Raw genomic sequence first — 12,988 nt, 5'->3', positions numbered from 1 at the left:
ACTTTTCAGGCATGAAGTTCACAATTGCAATTATTGGTACTGGAAATGTGGCCTATCACCTTTCTTCCGCACTGGAAAATGGCGGACACGTCATTTCAGAAATCTATGGGAGAGATTTAGCTGCTGCTGAAAAACTTTCATCCCGACTTTATGGCACGGAGGCATGCGATGTCTTGGATTTTACGGAAAGTTCAGCCAGGATCTATATACTCGCCGTGAGTGATCAAGCAGTAGCAGGCATTGCAGAGGCGATATTACTCCCTGAAAACAGTACCCTGCTGCATACAAGTGGCGTGCTGCCGCTGGATATTCTGGCCCAAAGTTCGGCTGATTTCACGGGTATTCTCTACCCACTTCAAAGCTTAACCAAAGGCCGGGAGATTGGGTTTGAGGAGGTGCCCTTTTTATTGGAAGCAGATGAATTCGAAACAATAAAAAAACTTAAAATCCTCTGCAAAAGCCTTTCTTCCCCCTATTATCTGGTTCCATCATCTGAGCGCCGTGCCATTCACGTGGCGGCTGTTTTTGCGTCCAATTTCACCAACCATATGCTATTGGTGGCCGAGGCATTGATGAGGCAGCAGGGACTGGATTTTGAGATGTTAAAACCGCTGATCATCGAGCAAATTAATAAATCCCTGCAGATGGGGGCCAAAGCTTCCCAAACAGGGCCTGCGGTGCGAGGGGATTTCGACACCCTGGAAAACCACCTCCGCTTTTTAGCAACCAACGAACAATGGGCAGAAATATACCAGATGGTATCCCAGGATATCCTTGATAATCAATAGGATGACCCATTGATTACCTCCCTTTTTGTAGTGCTGATGGTGGATTTTTTTTCCATGGAAATATTACCCTTATTGATACCATTGTCGTTATTTTGCATTATGAAAAACAAACAGGCTTCTCCGACTTTTACCTTCCGTGCGTTTGTGAAAATCATCCGTCCGGAGAACCTGCTCATGGTTGCTTTTGCGCAGTTAATGACTGCCTTTTTTCTGGTGGGCACTACTCGCTCCGGGGAATTTATTTTGTTGGATTACCATTTGTACCTGCTCATTACCTCCACGGTAATTCTCACGGCATCTGGGTATATGATCAATGACTATTACGACGTAAAAATAGACTACGTGAATCGACCCAAGGCGGTGATTATTGGAAAGGGAATGAAACGGCGGATGGTCATGATCCTGCACACGGCCATGAACCTGATTGGAATTGCTTTGGGCATGCTGGTCCACCCAAAAATTGGTGCCATAACCTTCCTGGCAGCCTTTCTACTTTGGCTCTACAGCAATTCACTCAAACGGTTGCCCTTTATTGGCAATCTCACCGTGGCCGCTCTAACCGGTTTGGCAATTTGGATTGTAGGCCTTTACTACCAAAAATCAGAGCTCTTGGTACTCACCTATGCCCTGTTTGCCTTTTTTATTAATTTAATCAGAGAAATACTGAAAGACATCGAAGACCGAAATGGGGATCGGAAGCACGGTTGCCGCACCCTACCCATCGTATTGGGTTTTAGAAAAACCAAGCAGGTGATCTTTTTCATCGCTTTCCTGTTTGTCAGTGCCATTCTCTTTGTCACATTTAAAATTAACGAACCCTTGTTATTTCTTTATTTCAGCGGATTGAGCGTGTTCTTCGGTCTGTTTATGGTGAAAATATACAAAGCCGACAGGAAAGTGCATTTCACCGAATTAAGTACGTTTTCCAAAATCCTGATGCTTACCGGGATTCTTAGCATGGGCTTTCTTTAATCTTTTCTATTAATTGCGTTATATTGAGGTATGAAAAACACGTTGATGCAGTTCCTGGCACTTTTGGTTTGTTCCCTGGTTGGAGCCTGCCAGTCTAATTCCACTACCGGAGAAAGTAGTGAAACTGACGGTAATTTACCTTATCCCAAAGAGATTATCGAATTTACTCCCCATCCCGGAAACCCTCTCTTCAGTGGTACCGGTGAAACTACCTGGGATCGCCGAATTAGGGAACGGGGTTTTATATTAAAAGAAGCTGACGGGTATCATCTGTGGTACACGGGATTTGAAGATTACGAGGAGAATACCATCCTGAAACTTGGCTACGCTCATTCCGAAGACGGTTTTCAATGGAACCGGCACGAAGGTAATCCCATTTTCAAGGAAAGCTGGGTGGAGGACATGATGGTGTGGAAACAGGACGGTAAGTACTATATGTTTGCCGAGGGGAAAAACGACATCGCGAAAATGCTGACATCTTCAGACAAAATACACTGGGAAAACCAGGGAAACCTGGATATTCGCCAGGTAGACGGATCCCCATTGAGTGAAGGCCCTTACGGCACCCCTACCGTATGGGTGGAAAACGGAACCTGGTACCTTTTTTACGAACGGAACGATCAGGGAATCTGGCTGGCCACTTCAGAGGATCTAACTACCTGGACCAATGTACAAGATGATCCTGTGATCCAAATGGGGCCTGAGTCCTACGATCAATATGGGGTAGCTGTAAATCAAGTAATTAAATACAAAGATCACTACTATGCCTATTACCACGGCACTTCCCTCGAAGACTGGAGTGACTGGACCATGAATGTAGCCGTCTCCAAAGACCTGGTTAAATGGACCAAATATCCTCAGAACCCCATCATGGGGGATAATAAGTCCAGCGGGATCCTGGTTCATGATGGTTCTCAATTTCGTTTTTACACCATGCATCCGGAAGTAGCCGTCCATTTTCCTGCTGAATAAATCCAGCTGGATTCCCTTGCGTATTAGAAATTCTTTTTTTCATATCATTTTATCACCTAACTAAATTTAGCAGATCTTGAAAAACCTTGCCATTCTCGCTTCAGGAAGCGGCACCAACGCCCAAAAAATCATGGAATACTTCCAGGCCTCTCAAAAAGGGAAAATTGTATTGGTCGCTTCCAATAAAAAAAATGCATGGGTACTGGAAAGAGCGAAAAAATTCAATGTTCCTACCCTAATTTTTTCGAAATCCGAGCTGGAAAATGGAGCAGTAGCTGCGGAGTTGGTTAAATATAAGGTTGACTTTGTGATACTTGCAGGGTTTTTGCTTCAAATCCCCGTGGACTTGATTCGGATGTTTCCGGACAAAATGGTCAACATACATCCTGCCTTACTTCCCAACTACGGGGGTAAAGGGATGTACGGTATGCGTGTTCACGAGGCTGTCAAAAATGCCGGAAATGAGGAAACCGGAATTACCATCCATTTGGTGAACGAAAATTATGATGAGGGAAAAATTATTTTTCAAGCGGCTGTTGCCATTGACAAAGAGGATAGTCCCGAACAGATCGCCGATAAAGTTCACGAACTGGAACACAAATACTATCCAAATGTGATCGAAAGCCTGATTTAATGCCCTGATTTTCCTACCTTTGCCTCCTTAAAAGAAATTTAAAATCAAAATCACCAACGATATTTCCGGTTTATTGGGATCCTGCAAATGCATCGACTACCAAAAACGGAAAACAAAAAAAATAACATACCTGATGGCTGAAAAAAAAATACAATCTGCGCTCATATCTGTTTATTATAAAGATAACCTTGAACCCATTATTGACCTTTTGAAGAAAAATGGTGTCAAGATTTACTCCACCGGAGGGACTCAAAAATTCATTCAGGATCAAGGTGCCGAAGTAATGCCCGTCGAAGAACTAACGGGATACCCCTCCATTTTTGGTGGCAGGGTTAAAACGCTTCATCCCAAAATTTTTGGAGGGATTTTGCACCGCAGAGCCAACGAAGATGATCTTGCGCAGGCTGAAGAATACGCTATTCCGGCCATTGACCTGGTCATTGTAGACCTTTACCCTTTTGAAGAAACCGTAGCCTCCGGAGCGTCTGAGGAAGCCATTATCGAAAAAATAGACATCGGAGGCATTGCATTGATACGGGCAGCAGCTAAAAACTTTCAAGATGTAACAATCATTGCCTCCCGTGATCAATATGGTGACCTGGAAGAAAAGCTAAGGACGCAGAACGGGTCGCTTTCAAGCAGTGATCGCAGGTATTTCGCTGCCCGGGCATTTAATGTTTCCTCCCACTATGACACCCAGATTTTTAATTACTTCAATCGGGAAGAAAGCATTCCTGCGCTGAAAATCAGTGAAGAAAAATCCAAGCAACTACGCTACGGGGAAAACCCACATCAAAGCGCTCATTTTTATGGGAATCTGGAAGATTTATTTGAGCAGTTAAATGGCAAGGAATTATCGTACAATAACCTGGTGGATGTGGATGCAGCGGTAGCTTTGATCGAAGAATTTCCGGGGGAAACTGCTTTTGCCATACTCAAGCATACCAATGCCTGCGGTGTGGCCCTCGGCCAAACAGTCAAAGAGGCGTACGAAAAGGCTTTTGCTGCAGACACCCTTTCCGCATTCGGTGGGGTTTTGATCACCAACCAACCCGTAGACCTGCCAGCGGCAGAAGCCATGCATGGTTTGTTTTTTGAAGTGCTGATTGCACCGGAATTTGACGAAGATGCCTTGAAGGTATTAAAGGGCAAAAAAAATCGTATTCTTTTAAAGCAGAAAATAAAACTGCAAGGAACCGATCAGGTAAAGACCTTATTAAATGGTTATGTGCAGCAGGACAAGGATTTGAAGACAGAAAGCAAAACCGAATTTCAACTGGCCACAAAAAAAGCTCCGACTGCCGATGAAATGGATGCCTTGGTGTTTTCTTTGAAAATTTGCAAACATACCAAATCCAATACCATTGTCTTGAGTAATAAAGACCAGCTATTTTCCAGCGGAGTAGGACAAACCAGCCGGGTGGATGCCTTGAAGCAGGCCATTGAAAAAGCCAGGGCTTTCGGGTTTGACCTGAAAGAAGCCGTGATGGCATCGGATGCCTTTTTCCCGTTCCCTGATTGCGTGGAGATAGCGGATCAAGCAGGTATTCGTGCGGTAGTGCAGCCCGGTGGGTCAATAAAAGACAAGGATAGTATTGCGTACTGTGATGCCCACGGCATGAGCATGGTCATGACAGGTATCAGGCACTTCAAACATTGATTTGGGGGTCTTCTCCGGTTAATTGCTTCTAATTAGGTAGAAATCGAAGAAAATTTCCGAAGCATGCGCACATGCTTACGGACTTTTTTTGGTTTTGCCGCTACTAAGAATAAATAGGGGAATGCATTAAGGAATAAATCCGAAATAAGATACTATTTTTGCAGGCACCCGTTCTTTTAAAGGACTGAAATATGCTACCTTTAAAGGAACAATAATCATTTAATTTAGAAAAGACCAAGATGGGATTATTTGACTTTTTTTCCAGTGACATTGCCATTGATTTGGGGACAGCCAATACACTTATTATTCATAAAGAAAAAATTGTGGTGGACGAACCGTCCATTATCGCCATAGACAAAACCAATAATAAGGTCTTGGCAGTGGGCAGAGAGGCCATGAACATGCATGAAAAAACGCATGAAAATATCAAAACCATTCGCCCGCTAAAAGACGGCGTAATTGCCGACTTTTATGCCGCCGAGCAGATGATCCGGGGACTAATTAAAATGATTCCCGGACATAACAAGGGTATGTTTCCCCAATCGCACCGAATGGTCATTTGCATTCCTTCCGGAATTACAGAGGTAGAGAAAAGAGCGGTACGGGATTCTGCCGAACATGCGGGGGGCAAGGAAGTCTACATGATTTACGAACCGATCGCTGCAGCCATAGGTATCGGAATAGATATAGAAAAGCCCATGGGATCCATGATCGTGGATATTGGAGGGGGAACCACCGAAATTGCCTTAATAGCATTGTCAGGAATTGTTGCTGACCAATCGATTCGGGTGGCAGGTGACACCTTCACCAAAGACATCTTGGATTACATGCGACGGCAGCATAACTTATTGATTGGAGAAAGGTCTGCGGAGAAGGTGAAAATTGCCATCGGTTCGGCATTGACGGAATTAGACGATGCGCCGGAAGATTATGAAATTCGTGGCAGGGACTTGATGACGGGAATCCCAAAGGTAATCAAGGTTTCTTATTCTGAAATAGCCTTTGCTTTGGATAAATCGGTTTCCAAAATTGAGGAAGCGGTACTTAAGGCACTGGAAATAGCCCCACCCGAACTATCCGCTGACATCTACGACAATGGCATTCACCTTACCGGTGGCGGCGCATTACTCAAAGGCCTGGACAGAAGGTTGCATCAAAAGACGAAATTGCCGATTCACATAGCCGAAGATCCGCTCAGAGCAGTGGTTAGAGGCACCGGAAATGCATTAAAAAACATCAATAATTTCAGAACAGTACTCATGACGTAAAAATAGAATGCAGCAAATATTTTTATTTTTATACAGACTAAGGGCACTCATTCTTTTTCTTGTCCTGGAGTTGTTGGCAGTAGGGATCGTTTTTACCCATAATTCACCTCAGGGAGCGGTTTTTTTTAACAGCAGCAATAAGCTGACCGGAAGTATACTGTCGGTTAAAACCAACTTTATGTCCTATTTTTCCTTGTATTCCGTAAATCGATCGCTAGCCGAAAAAAACGCTTCTCTACTCAATCGCCTGGATGAATTAACCCCGGTTAAGGATTCCACGGAATTAATAATGGATAGTACCCTGGCTAATTCTTTTGAATTCTGGTCGGCAAGGGTGATCAATAATTCCATTCATCAAAGTCAAAACTACCTGACTTTAAATAAGGGGTCCCTACATGGGATCAAAGAAGGAATGGGGGTTTTTAATGGGCAAGGAGTGATCGGCAGGGTGAAAGGTACCAGCAATCATTTTTCCTCGGTAATCTCGTTATTGCATACCGACCTGTTGATTTCCTCCAAGATTAAAGACACAGAAGTCATTGCGTCAACCAAATGGGATGGAAGAAAATCGGACGAAGCCAAACTATTGTATGTGCCACGCCATGTAGAAGTGGCTCCCGGCCAGGAGATCGTCACCTCGGGGTATAATGCTGTTTTTCCCGAAGGGATTTCCATCGGGAGGGTCAAAGAGGCCAATCCGGGAAGCGAAACCAACTACCTGGACATTACCATTAGCCTGAGTGCGGATTTCAGTACCTTGAATTTTGTCTACCTGGTAGAAAACGACCTTCGGGAGGAGTTGGATAGTTTGGAAACCGAACCTATGAACCCGCAACCATGAGCACAGGTAAGATTTTTAAATATAGCCTTAGTTTTATTTTATATTTTCTGGTTCAGATTTTCATCTTGAAGGATTTGGTATTGTTTGGATACGCCTTTTGTTTCCTCTACGCCTTTTTCATTTTAAGCCTTCCACACGAAATGCCTACGATTCCGTTGATGCTCATTGGATTTTGTATGGGGCTATTGATCGACTTATTCTACGATAGCCTAGGAATGCATGCGGCCAGTGCCGTTTTTTTAGGATTTATTCGGAACCCATGGATAAAGGTAAATACTCCGACGGGAGGATACGATGACAACGTCCCTCCTACCTTTTTGAACATGGGTATGGGATGGTTTATCTTTTACAGCCTGCCGCTTTTACTCTTACATCATCTATTATTTTTTTATATCGATAGTTTAGGAACAGAATTGTACATGCCAGTCGTTATAAGAGTACTAAGCAGCACGGCGTTTACTTTTATTGTCGGTGCCATCGTGCAGGCACTATTTTATAAAAAAGAAAGGGTAATTTAAATGTATACAGGCAGGTCGTTGGTAGTTGCGGTCACTATTGGGCTGATAGCGTTCGTACTTTTGGGGAAATTATTTTTGATTCAGGTCACCGATGACAGTTACCTGCGAAAGGCCGAACGAAATGCCATTCAACGGGTTGTGGATCATCCGTATCGGGGCTTGGTCTATGATCGAAACAATTCCCTTTTGGTTTTTAATGACCCGGTTTTTGACCTGATGGTCATTCCCAGGGAATTTCACCTGCAGGATACCGCCCGGTTTTGCGAGCTTTTCGGCATAGAAAAGCAGTCATTGGTTACCAATTTTAACGCCGCTAAAAATTATTCCTGGGTAAAACCCTCCCCTTTGATCAAGCAAATTTCAAATGAAGAGTTTGCACGGGTTCAAGATTTTCTAATTGATTATAAAGGGCTGTTTGTCATGACACGATCTGTGCGGGCCTATCCTCAATCTGCCGCATCCAATGCCCTGGGCTACATCGGAGAAATCAATGCTCCTCAGCTGGCGCGTGATAGTTCCGGGTATTACACCCAGGGGGACTACGTAGGCTTAAGTGGCATTGAATCTTATTACGAGCCGGACCTTCGGGGAAAAAAGGGGGCCAAATACAAATTGGTGAATGTCAGAGGGATCGATAAGGGTGCCTTTAAAAATGGGGATCTCGACACCCTATCCATCGCCGGGGAAAACCTCCAGGCAACGCTGGACCTGGAATTACAAGTATACGGAGAAAAACTCATGACCGGTAAGCGAGGTTCGGTAGTAGCCATTGAACCAAAATCGGGAGAAATCCTGACTATGATTTCTGCCCCGGTTTACGACCCCAATATTCTCACGGGAGCCAAGTTTGGAGAAAATTACCAAAAGCTAAATCTTGACCCTGAAAAACCGCTGTTTAACAGGCCTATCATGGCCATGTACCCTCCCGGGTCCATTTTCAAAATTGTACAATCCCTGATCGGATTGCAGGAAGGCATACTTACTCCCAACACCACCTTTGCCTGTAACCGATCTTTGGTGAATTGCCATAACCACCCGAGTCCGGTAAACCTTTTCGGTGCTATCCGCAACTCCTGCAACCCTTACTACCACCAGGCTTTTCGGCAAATTATCAATCGCGAAGTATCCCAAAATACCTATACGGACACACGGATAGGATTAGATAATTGGAGGGAGTCAGTCTTGAAATTTGGACTTGGGGATCGTCTGGGAATCGATTTGCATGGGGAAAAAGGTGGCTCTATTCCCTCCAGCCAGCTCTACGATCGGATATATGGTGAAAACCGCTGGAAATATTCCACCATCTATTCGCTTTCTATCGGACAAGGTGAGATGCTGGTCACTCCCCTTCAGATGGCAAATCTGGCCGCCATATTTGCCAATAAGGGATATTACTATACCCCTCATCTTATCAAAGCGATCAATGGTGACCCCTCCAGAATTCCGGATAGATTTAAAACAAAAAGATACACCGGCATCGATTCGGTGCACTTTGACATGGTTCAGGATGCCATGGCCGCCGCATTATCAGGAACTGCCGCAAGAGCCATCATGGATGACATCGCCATTGCCGGTAAAACGGGTACTGCCCAAAATCCCGCAGGAGAGGACCATTCCGTCTTCATCGCCTTCGCCCCCAAAGAAGACCCCCAAATTGCGATAGCCGTATACGTGGAAAATGCCGGATGGGGGGGACGGGCCGCGGCAAGTACCGCCAGCTTGCTTATAGAAAAATACCTGACCCGGGAAATTAACAGGCCCCTATTGGAGGAGTATGTGCTAGCCGGTGAATTCATTTATTAATTGAGACAGAAAGATACATATTTTCACAAAATAGACTGGATAACCATCGGTCTGTATTTCGCCCTGGTGTTGGTAGGTTGGCTGAATATCTACGCAGCAGTTTACGACGGGCAAAACAATACCTCTATTTTCGATTTTTCCATCAATTCAGGAAAACAATTAATTTGGATAGGGACTGCGGTGGTATTGATCACGTTGATAATGGTAGCAGATTACCGGCTATTTCAGAACTTAAGCCTGGTACTATACCTGGTCTTCATCGTCATTTTGTTTTTAACACCGTTCATAGGCAAGGAAATAAACGGTCAGCGGGCCTGGTTTGAACTGGGGATTTTTCGACTCCAACCCGCCGAATTCACAAAGTTTGCGACGGCATTGGCGCTTGCTAAACTTATGGAAAACCCGACCTTTGATCTTGGAAAATGGAGTCATCAGGCCAAGGCCATGGGCATCATTCTGCTTCCTGTTGCCTTAATCATGCTGCAACCCGATACCGGTACCGCGATGGTCTATAGCTCGTTTTTTATCATGCTGTACCGCGAGGGAATGCCTCAAAAATACTATGTTTTTTCGCTGGGCCTTATCGGCCTTTCCATTCTTACCCTAACGATCAACAATAACTGGTACCTTTTTGGAGGGTTGGCGGTGGTAGTAGTGCTAATGGTGCTGGCCAGTAAAAAATCCTGGAAAAACCTGCTCGGCATTTTCTTTCTAGGGGTTTTGATGGTGACCTACGCCTATAGTCTGGATCGGGTAGTGGAAAAATTACCGCCCCATCAGCAAAACCGAATCATGGTGCTCTTTGACCCGGATGTAGACCCCCTGGGAGTCGGCTGGAATGTTACCCAATCTAAAATCGCCATTGGTTCGGGAGGATTGTTAGGTAAAGGCTACCTGGAGGGCACCCAAACGAAATTCGATTTTGTACCCGAGCAACATACCGATTTCATTTTCTGTACACTCGGAGAAGAGTTTGGCTGGGTAGGGAGCCTGGTCATGATTTCCCTGTTCGTTGCCCTGCTACTCAGACTTGTATTCCTGGCCGAACGCCAGAAAACTCGCTTTTCCAGGATTTACGGGTACTGCGTGTTAAGCTTATTATTCTTCCATTTCTCCATCAACATAGCCATGACCATCGGCTTGTTTCCAGTGGTTGGTATTCCATTACCGTTTTTTAGTTATGGAGGTTCTTCGCTATGGTCCTTTACACTCCTTCTTTTTATATTCATTAAACTGGACTCTCACCGGATTCAAATATTGGGCAGAAGTTACTAAGTTCAAACCATTCCGCCCACTCCCAAAAGCAGGTAGATACCGGCTGCAAGGGCAGCACCCAGAATCGGTCCCGCTATCGGTACCCAACTGTAAGCCCAGTCGGAGCTTCCTTTCCCTTTAATGGGTAACAATTGATGCATAATCCTGGGCCCCAGGTCCCGGGCGGGGTTGATTGCATAGCCGGTAGTACCGCCCAGCGAGAGACCAATGACCCACACCAAAAATGCCACCGGCAGGGCACCCAATGAACCTAATCCAATAGGAGTACCTTTGCCATCCTGCAATACGGGACCGGTGGAATAAAGGATCACGATGATTAACACAGAAGTACCTACGATTTCCGATATCAGATTGGAGGGCAGATTGCGAATAGCCGGCACCGTACCAAAAGGCGCAAATTTCAATCCAGGATCTTCCGTGACATCAAAATGGTCTTTATATACCAGCCAGGCAATACCGGAACCAAACATGGCTCCGAGCACCTGCGCCAGTACGTATTTGGGTACCTGGTTCCACTCAAAATCGCCGGCTATTGCCAGGCCAATGCTTACTGCAGGATTTAAATGGGCCCCACTATAGGGGCCTGCCACCACTACTCCGATAAACACCCCCAGGGCCCAGGCGGTGGTGATGACAATCCATCCGGAATCAAATCCCTTGGTCTTATTTAACACTACGTTTGCCACCACTCCCGAGCCCATGGCTAGAAGAAGGGACGTTCCGACAAATTCAGCTGCAAATACGTTCATCGCTATCAGTTCGTTAACCAGTTAAGGGTTCTTCCTACCGCCTTGTGCCAGTATTCCAGGTTTTTATCCATGGAAGCCTTATCCTGTTGGGGGGTAAACGACTCGTCGGCCTTCCACAATGCGTTGATTTCGTCCATATCCTTCCAATATCCGACCGCCAAGCCGGCGAGATAGGCGGCTCCCAGGGCTGTGGTTTCAAGGATTTCAGGTCTTTTGATGGTACATTGGGTAAGGTCTGCCTGGAACTGCATCAAAAAATCATTGGCGGTAGCGCCGCCATCTACACGCATTTCTTTGGCATCTTCACCCGCATCTTTTTCCATCGCCTTTAACACATCGTACACCTGATAGGCTATGGCTTCCAATCCAGCCCGTACCATGTGCGCACGGGTGGTACCGCGGGTAATTCCAAAAAAGGAACCGCGCGCATCCTGGTCCCAGTAGGGAGCTCCCAATCCCGTAAGCGCAGGCACAAAGTAAACGCCTCCATTATCGGGAAGGCTCTTTGCCATTTTCTCGCTATCCTTTGCGTCGTTTAGAACAGATATACCATCTCTTAGCCACTGAATAGCCGCTCCACCAATAAACACACTGCCTTCCAGTGCGTACTGCACCTGGTCCCCCACCTGCCAGGCAACGGTCGTCAGCAATTGATTGTTGGATTTTACCGGTTTATCCCCGGTGTTCATTACCAAAAAACACCCCGTCCCATAAGTGGTTTTGGCCATGCCCGGTTCGGTGCATAATTGACCAAACAAAGCGGCCTGCTGATCACCGGCTATTCCGGCAATAGGAATCTTTGCCGACAATAGATCTCCGGAAGTGGTTCCGTACACTTCACTGCTGGACTTCACTTCAGGCAAAATGGCCTTTGGGATATCCAACAGCTCCAATAATTCATCATCCCAGGCTTTGTTGTGGATATTGAAAATCATGGTTCTGCTGGCATTGGTAATGTCCGTAATGTGTTCCTTCCCACCGGTCATTTTCCAAACCAGCCAGCTATCCACCGTACCAAAACAAATCGCTCCTTTTTTCGCTTTTTCCCGGGCCCCTTCCACATGGTCTAATATCCACTTGATTTTAGTTCCGGAAAAATAGGCATCAATGATCAATCCGGTTTTATCTCGTACCAAATCGGCATGGCCCTGTTCCTTTAGGGAATTGCAATACGCAGCCGTTCGCCTGTCTTGCCATACAATGGCATTAAAAATGGGCTCTCCGGTTTCCCTGTCCCATAAAATGGTGGTTTCTCGTTGGTTGGTAATACCGATACCGGCAATTTGATGCGCACTGATATTTGCCCGTGTGATGGCCTCCGTCGCTACCGATGCCTGAGAGGTCCATATCTCTCTGGGGTCATGCTCTACCCATCCCGATTGTGGAAATAGTTGCTCGAAATCCTTTTGCGCAGAGGCCACTACCTGCCCCTTTTTATTAAAAATGATGGCTCTGGAACTAGTCGTTCCCTGATCCATCGCCATCAAATACTGGTTATCCTGCTCCAT

The 12,988-nt window shown here is 45.6% G+C and carries 12 protein-coding genes; 10 read left to right on the top strand and 2 right to left on the bottom strand.

Annotated features, from left to right (window positions below; translation table 11 throughout):
• Window positions 1-11 precede the first annotated feature (11 nt).
• From GJQ68_RS20085 to rodA, 10 genes are all read left to right on the top strand, one after another.
• A complete protein-coding gene (locus tag GJQ68_RS20085; protein ID WP_162419062.1) occupies window positions 12-788 on the top strand; it encodes a Rossmann-like and DUF2520 domain-containing protein in 777 nt (258 codons plus the stop codon).
• A 99-nt stretch (window positions 789-887) separates the two neighbouring features.
• A complete protein-coding gene (locus tag GJQ68_RS20080; protein ID WP_162419061.1) occupies window positions 888-1,760 on the top strand; it encodes a geranylgeranylglycerol-phosphate geranylgeranyltransferase in 873 nt (290 codons plus the stop codon).
• A gap of 30 nt (window positions 1,761-1,790) precedes the next feature.
• Window positions 1,791-2,732, top strand: a complete 942-nt coding sequence (locus tag GJQ68_RS20075) for a glycoside hydrolase family protein (protein ID WP_235941816.1) — start codon at window positions 1,791-1,793, stop codon at window positions 2,730-2,732.
• 76 nt (window positions 2,733-2,808) lie between these two features.
• A complete protein-coding gene (purN, locus tag GJQ68_RS20070; protein WP_162419060.1) occupies window positions 2,809-3,366 on the top strand; it encodes a phosphoribosylglycinamide formyltransferase in 558 nt (185 codons plus the stop codon).
• A gap of 133 nt (window positions 3,367-3,499) precedes the next feature.
• Window positions 3,500-5,026, top strand: coding sequence for a bifunctional phosphoribosylaminoimidazolecarboxamide formyltransferase/IMP cyclohydrolase (purH, locus tag GJQ68_RS20065; RefSeq protein WP_162419059.1), 1,527 nt, complete (start codon window positions 3,500-3,502; stop codon window positions 5,024-5,026).
• Window positions 5,027-5,265: 239 nt separating this feature from the next.
• On the top strand, window positions 5,266-6,294 hold the full coding sequence (locus GJQ68_RS20060) for a rod shape-determining protein (RefSeq protein WP_092172517.1): 1,029 nt from the start codon (window positions 5,266-5,268) through the stop codon (window positions 6,292-6,294).
• Between the two features lie 7 nt (window positions 6,295-6,301).
• Window positions 6,302-7,135: a rod shape-determining protein MreC gene (mreC, locus tag GJQ68_RS20055; RefSeq protein WP_162419058.1), complete on the top strand. Its 834-nt coding sequence runs from the start codon at window positions 6,302-6,304 to the stop codon at window positions 7,133-7,135.
• A gap of 140 nt (window positions 7,136-7,275) precedes the next feature.
• Window positions 7,276-7,653 carry a rod shape-determining protein MreD gene (locus GJQ68_RS20050; protein WP_317174463.1) on the top strand — a complete coding sequence of 126 codons (378 nt, stop codon included), beginning with the start codon at window positions 7,276-7,278 and terminating at the stop codon, window positions 7,651-7,653.
• Complete coding sequence (mrdA, locus tag GJQ68_RS20045) at window positions 7,654-9,456, top strand: penicillin-binding protein 2 (protein WP_162419056.1); 1,803 nt, start codon at window positions 7,654-7,656, stop codon at window positions 9,454-9,456. It abuts the gene before it with no gap.
• Complete coding sequence (gene rodA / locus GJQ68_RS20040; protein WP_162419055.1) at window positions 9,457-10,731, top strand: rod shape-determining protein RodA; 1,275 nt, start codon at window positions 9,457-9,459, stop codon at window positions 10,729-10,731. It begins immediately after the preceding gene.
• A gap of 2 nt (window positions 10,732-10,733) precedes the next feature.
• Here the strand turns inward: rodA and GJQ68_RS20035 are convergent, their stop codons facing one another.
• Both GJQ68_RS20035 and glpK read right to left on the bottom strand, forming a co-directional pair.
• Entirely contained in the window at window positions 10,734-11,480 is a 747-nt protein-coding gene (locus tag GJQ68_RS20035; protein WP_162419054.1) for an MIP/aquaporin family protein, read from the bottom strand.
• 5 nt (window positions 11,481-11,485) lie between these two features.
• Window positions 11,486-12,988, bottom strand: coding sequence for a glycerol kinase GlpK (gene glpK, locus GJQ68_RS20030; protein WP_162419053.1), 1,503 nt, complete (start codon window positions 12,986-12,988; stop codon window positions 11,486-11,488).

Source organism: Cyclobacterium roseum, assembly GCF_010119225.1.
In the GTDB taxonomy this organism is placed as follows: domain Bacteria; phylum Bacteroidota; class Bacteroidia; order Cytophagales; family Cyclobacteriaceae; genus Cyclobacterium; species Cyclobacterium roseum.
The sequence above is the reverse complement of the archived record's forward strand: the minus strand, read 5'-3'. Positions and strand labels throughout refer to the sequence as shown.